Origin of the sequence: Streptomyces sp. NPDC094034, assembly GCF_040303865.1 — a bacterium.
Classification (GTDB): domain Bacteria; phylum Actinomycetota; class Actinomycetes; order Streptomycetales; family Streptomycetaceae; genus Streptomyces.
This window is the reverse complement of record NZ_JBEOUD010000023.1, coordinates 79,549-97,500: the sequence shown is the minus strand read 5'-3', so window position 1 is coordinate 97,500 and position 17,952 is coordinate 79,549. Positions and strand designations below refer to the sequence as shown.

Annotated in this window: 18 protein-coding genes; 7 read left to right on the top strand and 11 right to left on the bottom strand. The window is 72.8% G+C overall.

Translation table 11 applies throughout. The annotated features are described in order from the left end of the window. Window positions 1-163: 163 nt before the first annotated feature. Window positions 164-892, bottom strand: a complete 729-nt coding sequence (locus tag ABTZ59_RS21425) for a VIT1/CCC1 transporter family protein (protein ID WP_351407823.1) — start codon at window positions 890-892, stop codon at window positions 164-166. Between the two features lie 396 nt (window positions 893-1,288). On the opposite strand from ABTZ59_RS21425, the gene ABTZ59_RS21420 reads away from it, so the two are divergent. Genes ABTZ59_RS21420 through ABTZ59_RS21390 form a run of 7 tightly spaced genes read left to right on the top strand, consistent with a single transcriptional unit; the run spans window position 1,289 to window position 9,118 of the window. After that, window positions 1,289-2,317 carry an ADP-ribosylglycohydrolase family protein gene (locus ABTZ59_RS21420; protein ID WP_351408233.1) on the top strand — a complete coding sequence of 343 codons (1,029 nt, stop codon included), beginning with the start codon at window positions 1,289-1,291 and terminating at the stop codon, window positions 2,315-2,317. After that, a complete protein-coding gene (locus tag ABTZ59_RS21415; RefSeq protein WP_351407807.1) occupies window positions 2,314-3,573 on the top strand; it encodes an ADP-ribosylglycohydrolase family protein in 1,260 nt (419 codons plus the stop codon). The genes ABTZ59_RS21420 and ABTZ59_RS21415 overlap by 4 nt, the downstream gene beginning before the upstream one ends. Beyond that, the gene (locus ABTZ59_RS21410) at window positions 3,570-4,796 is read left to right on the top strand and encodes an ADP-ribosylglycohydrolase family protein (RefSeq protein WP_351407795.1); all 1,227 of its coding nucleotides are present in this window, start codon (window positions 3,570-3,572) and stop codon (window positions 4,794-4,796) included. Before ABTZ59_RS21415 ends, ABTZ59_RS21410 begins: the two co-directional genes overlap by 4 nt. Further along, window positions 4,793-6,196 carry an ADP-ribosylglycohydrolase family protein gene (locus ABTZ59_RS21405; protein WP_351407789.1) on the top strand — a complete coding sequence of 468 codons (1,404 nt, stop codon included), beginning with the start codon at window positions 4,793-4,795 and terminating at the stop codon, window positions 6,194-6,196. Before ABTZ59_RS21410 ends, ABTZ59_RS21405 begins: the two co-directional genes overlap by 4 nt. Continuing rightward, complete coding sequence (rbsK, locus tag ABTZ59_RS21400) at window positions 6,193-7,077, top strand: ribokinase (RefSeq protein ID WP_351407780.1); 885 nt, start codon at window positions 6,193-6,195, stop codon at window positions 7,075-7,077. Before ABTZ59_RS21405 ends, rbsK begins: the two co-directional genes overlap by 4 nt. After that, window positions 7,074-8,309: a CaiB/BaiF CoA transferase family protein gene (locus ABTZ59_RS21395; RefSeq protein ID WP_351407771.1), complete on the top strand. Its 1,236-nt coding sequence runs from the start codon at window positions 7,074-7,076 to the stop codon at window positions 8,307-8,309. Before rbsK ends, ABTZ59_RS21395 begins: the two co-directional genes overlap by 4 nt. After that, complete coding sequence (locus ABTZ59_RS21390; protein ID WP_351407762.1) at window positions 8,306-9,118, top strand: HpcH/HpaI aldolase/citrate lyase family protein; 813 nt, start codon at window positions 8,306-8,308, stop codon at window positions 9,116-9,118. The genes ABTZ59_RS21395 and ABTZ59_RS21390 overlap by 4 nt, the downstream gene beginning before the upstream one ends. Before the next feature lie 10 nt (window positions 9,119-9,128). Here the strand turns inward: ABTZ59_RS21390 and lgt are convergent, their stop codons facing one another. The 10 genes from lgt to ABTZ59_RS21340 all read right to left on the bottom strand — a co-directional run bounded on the left by lgt (window position 9,129) and on the right by ABTZ59_RS21340 (window position 17,804). Then, window positions 9,129-10,070, bottom strand: a complete 942-nt coding sequence (gene lgt / locus ABTZ59_RS21385) for a prolipoprotein diacylglyceryl transferase (protein WP_351407749.1) — start codon at window positions 10,068-10,070, stop codon at window positions 9,129-9,131. Between the two features lie 69 nt (window positions 10,071-10,139). After that, the gene (locus ABTZ59_RS21380) at window positions 10,140-11,006 is read right to left on the bottom strand and encodes a DsbA family protein (RefSeq protein ID WP_351407737.1); all 867 of its coding nucleotides are present in this window, start codon (window positions 11,004-11,006) and stop codon (window positions 10,140-10,142) included. A 76-nt stretch (window positions 11,007-11,082) separates the two neighbouring features. Continuing rightward, window positions 11,083-11,895 (bottom strand): tryptophan synthase subunit alpha, encoded by an 813-nt coding sequence (trpA, locus tag ABTZ59_RS21375; RefSeq protein ID WP_351407732.1) that lies wholly within the window; start codon window positions 11,893-11,895, stop codon window positions 11,083-11,085. Beyond that, a complete protein-coding gene (gene trpB, locus ABTZ59_RS21370; RefSeq protein WP_351407720.1) occupies window positions 11,892-13,127 on the bottom strand; it encodes a tryptophan synthase subunit beta in 1,236 nt (411 codons plus the stop codon). Before trpB ends, trpA begins: the two co-directional genes overlap by 4 nt. Before the next feature lie 257 nt (window positions 13,128-13,384). After that, window positions 13,385-13,567, bottom strand: a complete 183-nt coding sequence (trpM, locus tag ABTZ59_RS21365) for a tryptophan biosynthesis modulator TrpM (RefSeq protein WP_503003328.1) — start codon at window positions 13,565-13,567, stop codon at window positions 13,385-13,387. 52 nt (window positions 13,568-13,619) lie between these two features. Continuing rightward, window positions 13,620-14,429, bottom strand: coding sequence for an indole-3-glycerol phosphate synthase TrpC (gene trpC, locus ABTZ59_RS21360; RefSeq protein ID WP_351407701.1), 810 nt, complete (start codon window positions 14,427-14,429; stop codon window positions 13,620-13,622). Window positions 14,430-14,576: 147 nt separating this feature from the next. Continuing rightward, window positions 14,577-15,041, bottom strand: a complete 465-nt coding sequence (locus ABTZ59_RS21355) for a DUF2752 domain-containing protein (RefSeq protein WP_503003304.1) — start codon at window positions 15,039-15,041, stop codon at window positions 14,577-14,579. Window positions 15,042-15,179: 138 nt separating this feature from the next. After that, window positions 15,180-15,497, bottom strand: coding sequence for an HGxxPAAW family protein (locus ABTZ59_RS21350; RefSeq protein ID WP_503003326.1), 318 nt, complete (start codon window positions 15,495-15,497; stop codon window positions 15,180-15,182). Between the two features lie 101 nt (window positions 15,498-15,598). After that, the gene (locus ABTZ59_RS21345; RefSeq protein ID WP_351407688.1) at window positions 15,599-16,279 is read right to left on the bottom strand and encodes a TIGR02234 family membrane protein; all 681 of its coding nucleotides are present in this window, start codon (window positions 16,277-16,279) and stop codon (window positions 15,599-15,601) included. Between the two features lie 37 nt (window positions 16,280-16,316). Beyond that, complete coding sequence (locus tag ABTZ59_RS21340) at window positions 16,317-17,804, bottom strand: anthranilate synthase component I (protein WP_351407679.1); 1,488 nt, start codon at window positions 17,802-17,804, stop codon at window positions 16,317-16,319. Between the last annotated feature and the right edge of the window lie 148 nt (window positions 17,805-17,952).

Genomic DNA, 17,952 nt, shown 5'->3' with positions numbered 1-17,952 from the left:
GGGGCCGGAACGCGCGGCGACGGACATTACAGGGCGGGCGTTTCCGCCCGCCCGCCCTCGGGGGCCCTCCCCAGGTTAGAGCCTCGCAGCCGAATTCGGGATATCCCGGACCAGGGGAAAAATCCCCCGAAAGTGCACCCGCCAGGTCCTGTCCGGACAGGACCTAGAGTGCCGCGCCGAACAGCGCGCCGAGCCCGTAGGTGAGCGCCGCCGCCGCTCCGCCGAGGAGCAGCTGACGCAGTCCGCTGTACCACCAGTTGCGCGCCGTCACCCGCGCCACCAGCGCACCGCAGGCGAAGAGCCCGATCAGCGCGAGCAGCACGGCGGGCCACAGCGCGGTGGCGCCGAGCAGATACGGCAGTACGGGCAGCAGCGCGCCCAGGGCGAACGAGCCGAACGACGACACGGCGGCGACCAGCGGCGACGGCAGATCGTCCGGGTCGATCCCCAGCTCCTCGCGCGCGTGTATCTCCAGCGCCAGCTCGGGGTCCTTCGAGAGCTGCCGTGCCACCTCGTGGGCAAGCTCCGGCTCCACGCCGCGTGACACATAGAGCGCGGCCAGCTCCGCCATCTCGTCGGCGGGGTGCTTCCTCAGTTCCCCGCGCTCCACCTCCAGTTCGGCCTGGACCAGCTCGCGCTGGGAGGCGACGGAGGTGTACTCGCCCGCGGCCATCGAGAAGGCACCGGCCGCCAGGCCCGCGAGCCCGGTGATCACTATCGTCTGCTGAGAGACCGCGCCGCCCGCCACACCGGTCATCAGCGCCAGGTTGGAGACCAGTCCGTCCATCGCGCCGAACACCGCGGGACGCAGCCAGCCGCCATTGACATCGCGATGCGTGTGATTGTCGCGGTGGGCCTCGTGGAGCGTTGCCTCGGTCTCGATGATGGACATGTCTCTCCTCTTTTCACGGGGGCGGAACCCGGTGTGCCGGGGCCCGGCACACCGGGTTCCGCCCCGCTCAATGCCTCGAAAATACGCACGAAAAATGGCTCCCGCCAGCAAGGAAGGCCGTACTTACCGGCCTTGGGCCGGGCCGCGACGGAGATGTCACCCGGGTGACAGCGGGGTTTCTCGGACTCCCCCGGCGCTCCGTGTGGCACAGATGCGGAGACACCGACGCGGTGACACGGGCTCGCGCGAAAGGGCCACACCATGGAGTCAGTCCGTCGCGATCCCGTGGTTGACGCGGGCGCGGTTCGCCCCGAGATCGACGCGGTCCGAGCACAGCCGGAGATCGACACGGGCCGAGCACGCCCCGAGGCCGACGCGGTCCGGGCACATCCGGAGATCGACACGGACCGAGCACACCCCGAGGCCGACGCGGTCGCGGTGCTCCGGGACCGGGCGCGCGGTGCCCTGCTCGGGCTCGCCGTGGGCGACGCGATCGGCGCCCCGGCGGAGAACATGCGGCCCTCCGAGATCCGCCGCCGGTGGGGCCGTATCGAAGGGTTCGTGGCCGACAGCCCGGCGGGCACCGACGACACCGAGTACACGATCTTCTCCGGGCTGCTGCTCGCCCGGCACGGCTCGGCGCTGACCGTCGCCCATGTCGAGAACGCCTGGCACCACTGGCTCGCGGACCATGACGAGGGCCCCTTCCGCGGGGCCGGTTTCAGCGAGCGCGGCACGCTGGAGAATCTGCGGCGCGGGCTCGCCGCCCCCATCACCGCCCAGCACCGGCACGCCTGGAGCGACGGGCTCGCGATGCGCGCGGCGCCCTTCGGGGTCTTCGCCGCGGGCCGGCCGGAGGAGGCCGCGCGGCTGGTCGCGGTCGACGGCCGGGTCAGCCACGACGGCGAGGGCATCTACGGCGGCCGGGCGGTGGCGGCCGGGGTCGCCGCCGCGATGGGCGGCGCCGGAGTCATGTCGGTGATCGCCGCGGCGCTGTCCGTGGTCCCCATGGACTCCTGGACGGCCCGCACCCTGCGCCGCGGAGTCGTCGCCGCGCGGCGGGCGTACCCCGACACGCTCACGCTGGAGCGGGCCGTCCGCTCCTCGGTGGTCATCGGCGGCTATCCGTGGACCGATCTGGCCCCCGAGGCGGTGGGCCTGGCCTTCGGGGCCTTCGCGGCGGCGCGCGGTGACTTCCGTACGTCGGTGCTGACGGCGGTCAACATGGGCCGGGACGCCGATACCACCGGGGCGGTCGCGGGCGCCCTGGCGGGCGCGATGTCGGGGGCGGCGGCGATCCCCGAGGAATGGTCCTCGGTCATCGGCCCGGTCCGGGGCAGTTGTCTGCCCTCGATGCGCGGCTACCACGTACTGGACATCGCGGACCTGCTCATGCCGGACTACGACGAAAGGGTGGCGTCATGACAGCGATCGAGCGGGAGCGGGCGCGCGGCGACGGTGCGTGGGCCGAGACACCGCACGCGCCGGAGCGCCCCGCCGCCCCGGACACCTCCGGCTCCCCCGCCCCCGGCTCCCGGGCCGCTCCCCTCCGCCGGATCGAGGGGCTGCTCCTCGGGCTCGCCGCCGGGGACGCCGCCGGGTGGCCCGCCGCCCGGCACCGGGCCGCGCGGATGCCCGAGTGGACGCGTCGGCTCACCCGGGAACTGGACACCTTCGCCGAGCAGAACGCGACCACCACCCTCCCCGTGCCCATCGCGCTCAACCAACCCCCCGAACCGCTCAAGCTCGGCCCCTCCGACGACGCCGAGTGGGCCGCCTTCGCCGCCGAGTCGGTGCTCACCGCCGCCGGCGATCACTTCCACTCCCTCGGCGCCGACCGCCGGACGCGGGGCGCCGTCGATCTCGCCTGGAACTCCCTCGCCGCCGAGATCGCCGCCGCGGCGGCCCGCGCGCCCGAGGTGGAGTCGGCCGTACCGCCCCTGCGGGCGCGGATCTCCGTACGCGCGGGGCTCGGGAATCTCGCCACCGGGCTGCGCCCGCCCGCCACCGGCCACGACAACCCGCACTACTTCGACGACGCCGCGTGCGTACGGGCCTCCGTCCTCGCCGTCGTCCACCCCGGCGATCCGTCCGCCGCCGCCGAACTCGCCGAGTTCGACGCCCGGTACACCCAGGACGGTGACGGGGTGCACGGCGCCCGCGCCATGGCGGCGGCCGTCGCGACCGCGCTCGGCGGCGGGGACCCCGAGACGGCCGTCGAGACCGCTCTCGGCCAGCTGCCCGAGTCCACGGAGATCGGCCGCAACGCCCGCCACGCCGTCAAACTGGCCCGCGACTTCGCCGAGGAACCGGCCGGCGCCTTCGCGCTCGTACCGCTGCTGGAGCATCAGATCGTCGACCACGTCTACAGCTACGGCATCGCCGCGGCCGAGACCGTCCCGGTCGCCCTCGCCCTGACCCTGGCCGCCGGTGGCGATGTCGCGGGAGCGGTGCCCGCCGCCGCCTGTCTCTCCCGGGTCGCCGACTCCGCGCCCGCCCTGGCCGGTGCGCTGACCGGCGCGCTCGGCGGCGGCGACGCCGTGCCGGCCGCCTGGCGGGACGTCTGCCGGACCCTGGCGGGGTGTGCGCTCCCCCGGCTCGCGGGGACCGATCTCGTCGAACTCGCCGGACTGCTCGCAGCCACGGAACTGACCACTCCGGGTGGACAATTCCGGACATGACACCACAGAGCGCGGCCCCGACGACCCTCCCCCTCACGGACCGGATCACCGGCTGTCTGATCGGCGCGGCCGTCGGTGACGCGCTCGGCGGTCCGGTCGAGGGGTACTCCCCCGAGCAGATCGTGGAACGGCACGGCGGCCGGGTGTCCGGCATCGTCGGACCGTGGAACGAGGACTGGCGCACCGCCCGCCCGCTCGCGCCGTACCACAAGGGTGACGGGCACATCACCGACGACACCCTGATGACGCACGCGCTGATCCGGGTGTACGAGAAGGTCCGCGACCATCTCGACGCCTACGCCGTCGCCGACCATCTCGTCCCCGACCTGATCTCCACCCCGCGCTGGATCCCCGAGCTGGAGACCGAGGCGCTGCCGCTCCAGCGGATCTTCCTCGCCGAGAAGTGGCTGGTCACCCGGTTGCACTACGGGCATGTCGATCCGCGCGAGGCGGGCACCGGAAATATCGTCAACTGCGGTGCGGCGATGTACATGGCGCCCATCGGCCTGATCAACGCGGCGCATCCGGCCGCCGCCTACGCCGAGGCGATCGAGGTGGCGGGCGCGCACCAGTCCTCGTACGGGCGGGAGGCCGCCGGGGTGTTCGCCGCCGCCGTGGCCGCCGCGTGTCTGCCGGACGCCACGCCCGCGTCGGTCGTGGCGACCTGTCTGGGCCTGGCGAAGGACGGCACGCGCGCGGCGATCGAGGCGGTGTGCGCGGTGGCCGCCCGGCACCGCGACACGGAGTCCTCGCTGCGCGGGCTGCGCGAGGCGGTCGCGCCGTTCGACACGGTCGGCCCGCACTACCGCGCCCCGTCGCTGGGCGCCCGCCGCCCCTCCCGGCTGCACTCCATCGAGGAACTGCCCATCGCCCTCGGCATGCTGCTGATCGGCGCGGGCGACTACCGCCGTACGGTCCTCGGCTCGGTCAACTACGGCCGGGACTGCGACTCGATCGCCACCATGAGCGGCGCGCTCGCCGGGGCACTGGGCGGCGAGGCGGCCGTTCCCGCCGAGTGGGCGCGGGACGTGGCGGAGGCGAGCCGCCTCGATCTGCACACGCCCGCACTGGCGCTGACGAAGGTGGCGTACGAGGTGTTCGCCCGTGACACGGAGCGCCGCCGCGCGCACGAGGCGGCCTTCATCGAGCTGACACCGTCGGGGGTGACCGGCCCCAGCGCCCCTCACCCCGCCCCGGCTCAGCGCTCGGCGGGCGCCCGATGACGGATCTGCGCCTCACCTGGGTACAGCCCGAGGATCTGATCGGCCATGAACTGCGCGAGGCCGCGCTGGACGGCCGCGACGCGACCCGAATCGCCGACCGCTGGCGCGCGGCGGGCGGCCGTCCCGCCCCGGACCGCGCGGGCGCCTCATCCGCACCGGCCGGTCCACGGCTCCGGGCACTCGCCGGTGAGCTGCTGGACGAACTGGCCCTGCTGCCCGCACCGCTCGCGGAGCGGGAACCGACGGATCTGCCCGCCATCAAGGCCGCGTGCCCCTCCTGGCCGGACCCCCCGACCGAGCCGTCGCCCGCGCTCTCCGTCCCCCGGCTGCACGCCGCCTGGCTCGGCCGGGCCGTGGGCTGTCTGCTCGGCAAACCCGTCGAGAAGCTGCCGCTCTCCGGCATCCGCGCGCTCGCCCGCGCCACCGGCAACTGGCCGCTGCGCACCTGGTTCACGGCCGAGGGGGTGCCGGCCGATCTCGCCGCCGCGTACCCGTGGAACCGCCGCTCCGCGCCGACCTCGCTCGCCGAGAACATCGACGGGATGCCCGAGGACGACGACCTCGACCACCCCTTGCTCACGGTGCTGCTGCTCCGGCGCCACGGCCGCGGCTTCACCACCGCGGATGTCGCGCGGCTCTGGCTGGAGGAGCTGCCTGCCGGGCGTACGTTCACCGCCGAGCGCGTCGCGTACCGCAATCTGCTCGCCGGGATCGAGCCGCCGGAGACCGCTCGGTACCGCAATCCGTTCCGGGAGTGGATCGGGGCGGCCATCCGCGCCGACGCGCACGGCTGGACGAACCCCGGCGATCCGGCGGCGGCAGCCGCGCAGGCACATCGCGAGGCGACCCTCACCCACACCGCGAACGGGGTGTACGGGGCGATGTTCGTCGCCGCCGTCATCGCCGCCGCGGCCGGGACCGACGACGTGCACAGCTGTCTGCGGGCCGGGCTGTCCGTCGTACCACCGCGCTCCCGGCTGGCCGGTGCGATCACCTCCGGGATCGCATCCGCCCGCGCCCACCGGGACTTCGAGACCGTGGCCGACGCGCTGCACACCGCGTACGGCCACTATCACTGGGTCCATGTCCTGCCCAACGCCGCGCTGCTCGCCGCCGCGCTGACCCATGCGGACGGCGACTTCAGCGGCTCCATCTGCCGTGCGGTGTCCGGGGGCTGGGACACCGACTCGAACGGCGCGACGGCCGGTTCCGTCGCCGGACTGCTGGCGGGCACTCCGGCCAGGCTGCCCGAGCGCTGGACCGCCCCGCTCAAGAACCGGCTCGCCACCTCGATCGCCGGGTTCGACGGCACCGGCTTCGACGCGCTCGCGGAGCTGACGCACGCGGTGGCCGACGGCCCGGCCGGGAAGAAGCCGCCGAGGGAGGCGCGTCGCACATGAGCGGCATCGTGGTGCTCGGCAGCAGCAATATGGATCTCGTCGTGTATGTCGCGCACGCCCCGAAGCACGGGGAGACCGTGACCGGACGGGATTTCCGTACGATCCCCGGCGGCAAGGGCGCCAACCAGGCCGTCGCCGCCGCCCGCGCGGGCGGCGAGGTCGCGATGATCGGCGCGGTCGGCACGGACGAGTACGGGGAACTGCTGCGGCACACCCTCGAAGCCTCCGGCATCGACACGGATCTCCTGCGCACCCACGAGGGCGCCTCGGGCACCGCCCATATCGTCGTCGACGACGAGGGCGGCAACGCGATCGTCGTCATCCCGGGGGCGAACGGCACGGTCAACGGGCTCGGCCCCGGTGACGAGACCGTGATCGCCGCCGCCGACGCCCTCCTCCTCCAGCTCGAACTCCCGCTGAGCGCCGTGCTGGAGGGCGCGGACGCGGCGCGCCGACACTCCGTACGCACCATCCTCACCCCGGCGCCCGCCCAGCCCCTGCCGCCGGAACTCCTCGACACCGTCGATCTGCTGGTCCCCAACGAGCACGAGGCGGCCACCCTCACCGGGATCGCCGCCCCGCACGCGGCGGCCGAGGCCCTGCTCCTGCGGGTTCCCGAGGTCGTGATCACCATGGGAGCGGCGGGGAGTCTGTACGCGGCCAGGGACGCCGCGTCCGTCATGGTGCCCGCGCCCCGGGTGTCCGCCGTGGACACGACCGGCGCCGGTGACACCTACGTGGGCGCTCTCGCCGTCGCGCTGTGCGAGGGCCGCCCCATGCCCGAGGCGATGCACTGGGCGTCGGTCGCCGCCGCGCTCTGTGTGCAACGCCCCGGAGCGTCCACCTCCATGCCGTACCGCACCGAGATCGAGGCCCGATGACCGCGCACGCCGCCGCCAGCCCCACCCCCCAGCAGCCAGGACCCGACCGACCGGCCCTCGCGGGGCTGCGCGTCCTCGATCTCGCGACGCTCTTCGCGGGCCCGCTCGCCGCGACCATGCTCGGTGACTTCGGCGCCGAGGTGATCAAGGTCGAGCACCCGCGCCGCCCCGACCCGTCGCGCGGGCACGGCCCCGCCAAGGACGGCGTGGGGCTGTGGTGGAAGCTCCTCGGCCGCAACAAACGCGCCATCACCCTCGATCTCTCCACCCCCGGCGGCCGTGATCTGCTGCTCGGCCTCGCCGCCGGAGCGGATGTGATCATCGAGAACTTCCGGCCCGGCACCCTGGAGAAATGGGGGCTCGGCTGGGACGAACTGTCCACCGCCAACCCCCGGCTCGTGCTCGCGCGTGTGACGGGCTTCGGGCAGTTCGGCCCGTACGCCCACCGCCCGGGGTTCGGCACGCTCGCCGAGGCGATGAGCGGGTTCGCCGCCGTCACGGGCGAACCCGACGGGCCGCCCACACTGCCGCCGTTCGGCCTGGCCGACTCGATCGCCGCGCTGGCCACGGCGTACGCGGTGATGACGGCGCTCAACGGCCGCGCCGTCACGGGCCGGGGCCAGGTGGTGGATCTGGCGATCATCGAGCCGATCCTCACCGTCCTCGGCCCGGGGCCGCTCTGGTACGACCAGCTCGGCTACGTACAGCCGCGCACCGGCAACCGCTCCCGCAACAACGCCCCGCGCAACACCTACCGCACGGCCGACGGCTCCTGGCTGGCGGTCTCCACATCGGCGCAGTCCATCGCCGAACGCGTGATGTGCCTGGTGGGACGCCCGGAGCTGATCGAGGAGCCATGGTTCGGCACCGGCAGCGGGCGCGCGGACCACGCGGATCTGCTGGACGCCGCCGTCGGCGACTGGATGGCCCGGCACACCCGCGAGGAGGCCATGGCCGCGTTCGAGAAGGCCGAGGCGGCGGTCGCGCCCGTCTACGACATCCGCGAGGTCATGACCGACCCCCAGTACCAGGCGCTCGACACCATCACCGAGGTCCCCGACCCGGAGCTGGGACCCCTCCGGATGCAGAACGTTCTCTTCCGGCTCTCCGAGACCCCCGGCTCCATCCGCTGGGCGGGCCGTCCGCACGGCGCGGACACCGACACCGTCCTGGCCGAGCTGGGCCTGTCCCGGCCGGAGATCGCCGCGCTGCGCTCGGCGGGCGCGCTATGAGCGCGCCGGTCAGCCGGCCGGCCCCTCTCACCTGGCTGTATGTGCCCGGAGACCGTCCGGAGATGATGCCGAAGGCGCTGTCCTACGGCGCGGACGTCGTGATCGTCGACCTGGAGGACGCGGTGGCGCCGGAGCGCAAGGAGTACGCGCGCGCCGCCGCCACCGAGTTCCTGTCGTCCTCCCACGAGACCCCCGTCCATGTCCGGATCGCCGACGAACGGGACCTGCCGTCGCTGGCCGGTCTGCCGGGGCTCGCCGGGCTGCGGGTTCCGAAGGTCGACCATGCCTCGGACATCCATCGCGTCGCGTCCCGCGCGCCCGATGTCGCGCTCTACGCGCTGCTCGAATCGGCCCTCGCCGTGGAACACGCCCACGCCATCGCCACCGCCCACCCGGCGCTCCGGGGCATCGCCCTGGGCGAGGCCGATCTCCGCGCCGATCTGGGGGTACGGGACGACGCGGGCCTTGACTGGTCACGCAGCCGGGCCGTGGTCGCGGCCCGGGCGGCGGGCCTGCCCCCGCCCGCCCAGTCGGTCTATCCCGACGTACAGGACCTGGACGGTCTCGCGTCGTCCTGCCGCCGCGGCCGAGCACTGGGGCTCGTCGGCCGGGCGGCGATCCACCCGCGCCAGCTGCCGGTCATCGAGCGGGCGTATCTGCCGACCGCGCGGGAGATCGTCGAGGCCGAGGAGATCATCGAGGCGGCGACGACCGACGCGGGCGCACACGCGCTGCCGGACGGCCGTTTCGTGGACGCGGCGATCGTGGCGGCGGCCCGCAGAACCCTGTCACTGGCGAGCCGCCGCTGAGCCGGAGGGCTCAGGTCCCGTCCTTGGCCGCTCCGGACACCGAATCCTCGCTCTTCCCCGCGGTCACCGCGACCTCACCGGAGTCGTCCCCCGCCGATTCCCCGGCGTCGGCGTCCTTCGCCGGGGCGTCGTCGGCGTCCTTGTCCGGTTCCACGATCTCCTCACGGCCGGGCCGCAGCCTGCTGGAGACCACGAGGTAGACAACGGCGAGAAGGAAGATGATCATCGAGGTCCACAGATTGAGCCGGAGGCCCAGAATGTGGTGCGCCTCGTCGACGCGCATGTACTCGATCCAGCCGCGGCCCGCGCAGTACGCCGCGACATAGAGCGCGAAGACCCGTCCGTGTCCGAGCTTGAAGCGGCGCTCGGCCCAGATGACCAGCGCCGCGACCCCGAGGCACCACAGCGACTCGTACAGGAACGTCGGGTGGTAGAGGCCGGCCTCCCGGTTGGGGCCCTCGCTGATCTTCAGCGCCCACGGCAGATCGGTCGCCCTGCCGTAGAGCTCCTGGTTGAACCAGTTCCCCCAGCGTCCGATGGCCTGGGCCACGGCGAGGGCCGGGGCCAGCGCGTCGGCGTACGGCGGAAGCGCGATCCCCCGGCGGCGGCAGCCGATCCACGCGCCCACGGCGCCCAGCATCACCGCGCCCCAGATGCCGAGGCCGCCTTCCCAGATCTTGAAGGCGTCGACCCAGTCGCGCCCCTCACCGAAGTACAGCTGGTAATCGGTGATGACGTGGTACAAGCGACCACCGAGCAGACCGAACGGTACGGCCCAGACGGCGATGTCCGTGGTCGTTCCCGGCTTGCCGCCGCGGGCGACCCAACGCCGGTTGACGATCCAGAGGGCGACGAACAGCCCGACGAGAATGGCGAAGGCATAGCCGCGCAACGGGAGCGGTCCGATGTGGAGCACTCCGGTCGACGGGCTGGGAATGTATGCAAGGTCCATGGCAGAACCGACGCTACAGTGCCGGGCGGGATCTACGACAACCCGCCCGGCAACTTCTGCATAACGAGCTCAGGGCGACGGGGTCCCCGCGGGCGCCGATCCGACCGGGATCGAGGAGGCCGCGGACGGCGTGGTCTCACCCGCCTTCTTGCCCTTGTTGGCCTGGGTGACCCACTTCTTCAGATTGGCCGGGGTGATGTTCTCGGCACCCTTCTTCGGGAAGACCGACTCACCGTTGAGCAGCACCGTCGGCGTCCCGGAGAAACCACCCGTCCGGAACGCCTCGGCGGACTTGTTCACCCAGTCGTCGTGCGCACCGCCGTCCACACACTCCCGGAAGCCGGGCGCGGACTCCAGCCCGTCGACCTTGCCCGCCAGATCCAGCAGATGGCTGTTCTTGGCGAAGGCGTCGTCCGTCTCCGCGGGCTGGTTCTGGTAGAGCACGTCGTGGTACGGGGCGAACTTGCCGACGTCCTGCGCGCACGCCGCCGCGTTGGCCGCGCGCAGCGAGCCCGTACCGCCCATATTGCCGTCGATGAGCGTGGCGAGGTGGTACTCAACCTTGAGCTCCCCCGCCTTCTCCAGCTCGTGGATCGTGCTCCTGAAGCCGTTCTCGAACTGGGCACAGGCCGGGCAGCGGAAGTCCTCCCACACCGTGAGCGTGGACGGCGCGTCCGTCGCTCCCACGGGGATCGCCAGATCGTCCTTGCCCGTCAGCCCCGACGGCGCGCTGACCGGGCCCCCCGCGCTGTCGGCCTTGTCCTTGCCGACATTCGCGACGACCAGCCCGACCACCGCGACCAGGCCGAGAACCCCGACCACCGCCGCGGAGACGACCAGGGTCCGCCGGCGCTTCTCCCGCGTCCTGTCCGCCGCACGTTCCTGCTGGAGCCGCTCTCTCGCGCTCCGTTTTGCCTCACGGTTCTTCTCGCTCACGCCCACAGCAACGAACCGGGGAGGCGCCTACGCACCTCCCCGGTCCCAGGTCCACCCGTACGGGTGAGATCACCCGTCAGCGCTTGCGAACGCCCTCGGCCAGCTCAGCGGCGAGCGCGCGGACCGCAGCCAGCCCCGCCACCTCGTCCTCGGCGTCCAGCATCCGCTTCACGAACGCGGATCCGACGATCACACCGTCCGCGAATCCGGCGACCTCGGCCGCCTGCTCCGCGTTGGACACCCCGAGGCCGACACAGACCGGCAGCGCGGTCGTGGCGCGCGTACGCCCCACCAGGTTCCTGGCCTCCAGACCCACCGAGGCCCGCGTCCCGGTGACGCCCATCAGCGACGCCGCGTACACGAAGCCGGTACCGACGGCCGTGATCTTCGCCAGCCGCTCGTCCTTGCTGCTCGGAGCCACCACGAACACGGTCGCCAGCCCGTGCTTCTCGGCGTGCTCACGCCACAGCGCGGACTCCTGCACGGGCAGATCCGGCAAAATGCACCCGGCGCCGCCCGCCTCGGCCAGCTCGGCGGTGAACCGCTCGATCCCGTACCGGTCGATCGGATTCCAGTAGGTCATCACGAGCACCGGCTTACCGGTCGCCCGGTACGCCTCGCGGACCGTACGCATCACATCCGCGATCTTCACACCGCCCCGCAGCGCGATGTCGTCGGCGGTCTGGATGACGGGCCCGTCGAGCACCGGGTCGCTGTGCGGCAACCCCACCTCGACCACGTCCGCGCCACCGTCGAAGACGGCCTTCACGGCCTCGATCCCACCGTCCACCGTCGGGAACCCGGCGGGAAGATAGGCGATCAGCGCGGCGCGGTTCGCGGCCTTCGCCGCCGCGAGCGTGTCGCTCAGCAGCTGGATGTTCCCGCTCACTTGGTGCCCTCCCCGTCGTACAGCCCGAAGTAGCGGGCGGCCGTGTCCATGTCCTTGTCGCCGCGCCCGGACAGGTTGACGACGATCAGCCCGTCCTCGCCCAGCTCCCGCCCCACCTCCAGAGCGCCGGCCAGCGCGTGCGCGCTCTCGATCGCCGGAATGATGCCCTCCGTACGCGACAGCAGCAGCAGCGCCCGCATCGCGTCGTCATCGGTCACCGCCCGGTACTCCCCGCGCCCGCTGTCCTTGAGATACGCGTGCTCGGGGCCGATGCCGGGGTAGTCGAGACCGGCCGAGATCGAGTACGGCTCGGTGATCTGGCCCTCCTCGTCCTGGAGTACGTACGAGCGCGACCCGTGCAGGATGCCGGGCTCGCCCGCGGTCAGGGTGGCGGCGTGCTCCCCCGTCCCGATGCCGTGCCCGGCCGGCTCACAGCCCACCAGCCGTACGCCCGCGTCGGGGATGAACGCGTGGAAGAGCCCGATCGCGTTGGACCCGCCCCCCACACACGCCACCGCGGCATCGGGGAGCCGCCCGGCCCGCTCCAGGATCTGCCGCCGGGCCTCGACGCCGATGACCCGGTGGAAGTCCCGCACCATCGCGGGGAAGGGATGCGGCCCCGCGACGGTCCCGAACAGATAGTGCGTACGGTCCACATTGGCGACCCAGTCGCGGAACGCCTCGTTGATGGCGTCCTTCAGCGTCCGGCTCCCGGACTTCACGGGCACGACCTCGGCGCCGAGCATCCGCATCCGGGCCACGTTCAGGGCCTGGCGCTCGGTGTCGATCTCGCCCATATAGATGGTGCACTCAAGCCCGAACAACGCGCAGGCGGTCGCGGTCGCGACCCCGTGCTGCCCGGCCCCGGTCTCGGCGATGACCCGGGTCTTGCCCATCCGCTTCGTCAGCAACGCCTGCCCGAGCACATTGTTGATCTTGTGGGAGCCGGTGTGATTCAGATCCTCGCGCTTGAGGAACACCCGGGCACCACCGGCGTGCTCGGCGAACCGCGGGACATCGGTCAGGGCGCTGGGGCGCCCGGTGTAGTGGACCAGGAGGTCATCGAGCTCGGCGGCGAAGGCGGGGTCGCCCTTGGCCTTCTCGTACTCGACGGCGACCTCGTCGACGGCGGCGACGAGCGCCTCGGGGATGAACTTGCCGCCGAAGGCACCGAAGTACCCTTCGGCGCTGGGGACATGACCGTCAGGGTCAGGAACAAAGAACTCGGACACGCGAGAACTCCTCGGGAACAACGAAGACGGAGAGAGAGCACCGTGTTGCGCCAAGGCGAGGCGGAGCCGCGCCCGGCGACAGACGCGCGAGGCAACGGGCCGCGGTGGCCGGATTCCGGACATGACACGTCACAGCCCGCGCGAAGCGCGGTGACCACGCGGCGGAGCCAGGGAAGGACACCGGCGGTCGGGGAACCGGCCACACAAGCACGGCACCGCACGCACCACGCACGGTCACCGCACCGCGAAGGCCACGCCTAACGCGCGGCCCCGCGCCATCGCATCCCGTTGACCTGCCCCGGCTCGTCGCCGATCACGTACCGCACCCGTCGCCCATGCACCCGCCGCGCCGGCGCACGGCAGCCGCGCGGGCGGCACCCGCGCGCCAGCGGTGCGTGCGGCACACACGCGAACGCCGCACTGGGCACGCGTGCCGGCACACGCGGAGCAACAGACGACGAGGACACGGAAACGGGCAAGGACACGGCCGGTTCAGTCCCGCCCGTGCCGCAGCGCCGGATGCGCGCCCGCGGCCACCAGATCGGCCACCGCCGACTTCGGGTCGGGCCCCGTCACCAACGACTCACCGACCAGCACCGCGTCGGCCCCGGCGTTCGCGTACGCGATCAGATCGTGCGGCCCGCGCACCCCCGACTCGGCGATCTTCACGATGCCGGGCGGAATCTCGGGAGCGACCCGCTCGAATGTGCTCCGGTCGACCTTCAGCGTCTTCAGATCGCGCGCGTTGACACCGATGATCTTCGCCCCGGCGTCCACGGCCCGCTCGACCTCGTCCTCGTCGTGCACCTCGACGAGCGGGGTGAGCCCGATCGACTCGGCGCGTTCGATGAGCGAGACCAGGGCCGGCTGCTCCAGCGCGGAGACGATCAGCAGCACCAGATCGGCGCCGGACGCCCGCGCCTCCCACAGCTGGTACGAGGTGACGATGAAGTCCTTGCGCAGGACCGGGATGTCGACCCTGGCGCGCACCGCCTCCAGGTCGGCCAGCGAGCCGCCGAAGCGCCGCTGCTCGGTCAGTACGGAGATGACGGCCGCGCCGCCCGCCTCGTAGTCGGCGGCCAGGGCCGCGGGGTCGGCGATCGCGGCGAGCGCGCCCTTCGACGGGCTGGAGCGTTTCACCTCGCAGATCACATGGACGCCCTCACCGCGCAGCGCGGCGACCCCGTCCTTGGCCTGGGGCGCCTTCGCCGCGCGCTCCTTGAGCTCGTCAAGGCCCACGCGCGCCTGCCGCTCCCCGAGGTCGGCGCGTACGCCTTCGATGATCTCGTCGAGCACACTCACGCGAGCGGCCCCCTTCCGGGACTGGTTCGAATCAAGCTCGGTCGCTGATCAGATCGGCCATGGGATCAGGATCAGCCATATCGATGCTAGCCGGAACTGGCCGCAGGACCCGCATCCGGTGGGCCGAGCATGACACCGCCTGGACCATCATGGCGCGAGCGACGAGCCGAAGGGCATGTTTCTGATGACGCTGAAGGCCAGGATCACCCCGCCGAGGGCCCACCACCAGACGGGCCGCAGGGTGATCACCACGGGGAGCGCCTTCCGGGCACGTACGAGCCACACCACCCACAGGACGGCGAAGACCGGATAGCCGATGGTGGCCAGGGCGTTGTCGCCGAGGGCGGCGATCCAGTCGCCGTGCGCGACGGCGTGGGCGCTGCGCAGCCCGCCGCAGCCGAAGCAGAGGACGCCGGTCAGGCCGTACAGCGGGCAGACCGGATAGTGGCCGGTTTCATTCGGGTCGACCAGCCCGACGTAGGTGAAGGCGGCGGCCACCGCGCCGAGGGTCGCCAGTGGCGGCAGCAGCCGCCGCGCCGTCGACGGACGGGCCGGCCGGTCGGGCGAGGGCACAGACAGGGCGTCATCCACCCGGTGATTGTCCCCGCTCATACGGAAAGACGCAGCCCGGTCTCGCCGGACTGCGTCTCGGTGCGTCTCAACGCGCGGAATGAGTGCCCGCGGGACCGTGCCCGTGGAACCCGCGGACCGTGCCCGTGGAAAAGGAACGCGGCGCGCGGTCCTCGTCCGTCAGACGGCCTGCGTCTGCGGTGCCTGCGCCTGGCCCTGCGCCTCGGGCCGGACCTGCGTCCCGGCGGCGTTCTCGATCTGCTGCCGCACCGCGGCGGCCCTCGCCTCAGCCATCTCGGCCGACTCCTTCGGCATGCCCAGACCCGCGGCCCGCATCGCGAGGCCGACGACACCACCGAGGAAGACCACGCCGATACCGGCCCAGAACCCCGGCTGATTCGCCGCCACCATGAAGACTCCCGCGATGCAGAAGCCGATGAAGGCGATAGTGACGCCGGTCCAGGCGGCCGGGGTGTGTCCGTGGCTGGTGCCCGCCATGAGTTGCTCCTCGTTGCTGTTGCGCTGGGTGAGTCGGACGCTCAATCCACATTGTCCCGCATGCGGAACCCGTACAGGCCCGTGGGGTCCTTGGGTGTGAGTCAGCTCTCGCGCGTGGGGTCCTCGCCCCGGTCCAGGGCCTTCCACAGGTCCTCGGGACGGTCGGGGTCCACCACGGGAGCCCGACGGGCCTCGCGGCCGCGCACGGCGGGCCCCCCTCCGCCCGGGCGCTCGTACCGGCCCGACATCCCCGGCCAGCGCCGCCCGTACAGCAGGGCCAGAGCGCCCGCGAGCAGGATCAGCACCCCACCGGCCGCGGTCACGTAGGGCCACGCCGTATGGGTCAGGGCCTCGACGGTGGCGGAGCTGTCGCCGGTGGTCTTCGCGGCCAGCTCGTCGAGGGCCGCGCTGTCCGACGCGCCGAGGAACGCGGCGACGGCCGCGCCCGCGCCGCTCAGCGCGAGCAGCGCCGAGACGAGGACGCGCCCCGCTCCGCGTACGGCGAAGACGGCGACGAGCGCCGCCAGTCCGACGATGCCGAGCGCGGCCGGAACGCCGGTGACATCCCGGCCGTCGGCGTCGAGCGGCACGGAGCCACCGCCGACGGCCGCCGTGCCCTCGGCCCAGATCTGGCCGGAGGCGATCAGCGCGATCGCGGCCCCGGCGGCACCGAGCAGCAGCGCCGCGGCGAGGGCACGACGGCCCCCGCCGCCGCTCCTGGCGGTGGCGGCGGGTCCTGCGGTACGGGGCTGGGGTACGGGTACGGCACTCACGCACCCCACTATCCCCTACGGCTCCAACCGCCCGGCCGCCCGGGGGTTACCCGGCGTTCAACCGGTTGGCTGTGTGGACGGCGCGGAGCACGGCGGCGGCCTTGTTCCGGCACTCGGTGTCCTCGGAGACCGGATCGGAGTCGGCGACCACACCCGCTCCCGCCTGCACATACGCCGTGCCGTCGCGCAGCAGGGCGGTACGGATGGCGATGGCGGTGTCGGAGTCCCCGGCGAAGTCGAGATAGCCGACGCAGCCGCCGTACAGTCCCCGCCGGGTGGGCTCCAGCTCGTCGATGATCTGCATGGCGCGCGGTTTGGGGGCTCCGGAGAGGGTGCCCGCCGGGAAGCAGGCGGTCAGTACGTCGAAGGCGGTGCGCCCCTCGGCGACCCGTCCGGTCACGGTGGACACGATGTGCATGACGTGCGAGTAGCGCTCGACGGACATGAAGTCGACCACCTCGACGGTGCCGGGCTCACAGACCCGGCCGAGATCGTTGCGGCCGAGGTCCACGAGCATCAGATGCTCGGCGCGCTCCTTGGGGTCGGCGAGCAGTTCGTCGGCGAGGGCCTGGTCCTCCTGGGGCGTGGCGCCGCGCGGCCGGGTGCCGGCGATGGGGTGGACCATCGCCCGGCCGTCCTCGACCTTGACCAGCGCCTCCGGGCTGGAGCCCACGACATCGAAGCCGTCGAAGCGGAAGAGGTACATGTACGGCGACGGGTTGGTGGCCCGCAGGACCCGGTAGACGTCCAGGGCGCTCGCGGTGACGGGGGTCTCGAAGCGCTGGGAAGGGACGACCTGGAACGCCTCGCCCGCCCTGATGCGCTCCTTGATGTCCTCGACCGCGGCCTGGTAGTCGGGGCCGCCCCAGAGCGCGGTGTAGTCGGGCAGTTCGGAGGCGGGGAGCGCGGTGGGCGCGGACCGTACCGGCTCGGCGAGATCCGCGGCCATGGCGTCGAGCCGGGCGACGGCGTCCGCGTACGCCTCGGCCACCCCGGTGTCACGGTCGTTGTGGTTGATGGCGTTGGCGATCAGCAGGACGGTCCCGTCCCAGTGGTCGAGTACGGCGAGATCCGAGGTGAGCAGCATGGTCAGCTCGGGGATGCGCAGATCGTCCCGGCCGTGCTCGCCGATCCGCTCCAGCCGCCGGACGATGTCGTAGCCGAGGTAGCCGACCATGCCGCCGGTGAAGGGCGGCATGCCGGAGGAGAGGTCGCGGGGGGTGTGCAGGGCCTCCACGGTGGCGCGCAGGGCCGCCAGCGGGTCGCCGTCGACGGGCACCCCGACGGGCGGGGTGCCGAGCCAGTGGGTGACGCCGTCGCGCTCGGTGAGGGTGGCGGCGGACCGTACCCCGATGAAGGAGTAGCGGGACCAGGAGCGGCCGTTCTCCGCGGACTCCAGCAGGAATGTGCCGGGGCGCTCGGCGGCGAGCTTGCGGTACAGGCCGACCGGGGTGTCGCCGTCCGCGAGGAGGCGCCGGCTGACGGGGATGACGCGGCGGTCCACCGCCAGCTTGCGGAAGGTCTCAAGGTCCATGGCCGCTGACCCTACTCGTTGGACGGGAGGCGTTGGGCGCGGACTGTGGAACACCCGCTCCGTACGGTCACCACGCGCAGGTCACGGCCCATGAGATGACCCCGTACGGTCACCTCCGGGACACCCTGACGCCCCCTGAGGTCGTCAC

Coding starts and splice junctions, on each gene's coding strand:
- ABTZ59_RS21425 (WP_351407823.1), bottom strand. CDS start 892: ATGTCCATCATCGAGACCGAGGCAACGCTCCACGAGGCCCACCGCGAC.
- ABTZ59_RS21415 (WP_351407807.1), top strand. CDS start 2,314: ATGACAGCGATCGAGCGGGAGCGGGCGCGCGGCGACGGTGCGTGGGCC.
- ABTZ59_RS21410 (WP_351407795.1), top strand. CDS start 3,570: ATGACACCACAGAGCGCGGCCCCGACGACCCTCCCCCTCACGGACCGG.
- ABTZ59_RS21405 (WP_351407789.1), top strand. CDS start 4,793: ATGACGGATCTGCGCCTCACCTGGGTACAGCCCGAGGATCTGATCGGC.
- rbsK (WP_351407780.1), top strand. CDS start 6,193: ATGAGCGGCATCGTGGTGCTCGGCAGCAGCAATATGGATCTCGTCGTG.
- ABTZ59_RS21395 (WP_351407771.1), top strand. CDS start 7,074: ATGACCGCGCACGCCGCCGCCAGCCCCACCCCCCAGCAGCCAGGACCC.
- ABTZ59_RS21390 (WP_351407762.1), top strand. CDS start 8,306: ATGAGCGCGCCGGTCAGCCGGCCGGCCCCTCTCACCTGGCTGTATGTG.
- lgt (WP_351407749.1), bottom strand. CDS start 10,070: ATGGACCTTGCATACATTCCCAGCCCGTCGACCGGAGTGCTCCACATC.
- ABTZ59_RS21355 (WP_503003304.1), bottom strand. CDS start 15,041: ATGAGCGGGGACAATCACCGGGTGGATGACGCCCTGTCTGTGCCCTCG.
- ABTZ59_RS21350 (WP_503003326.1), bottom strand. CDS start 15,497: ATGGCGGGCACCAGCCACGGACACACCCCGGCCGCCTGGACCGGCGTC.
- ABTZ59_RS21340 (WP_351407679.1), bottom strand. CDS start 17,804: ATGGACCTTGAGACCTTCCGCAAGCTGGCGGTGGACCGCCGCGTCATC.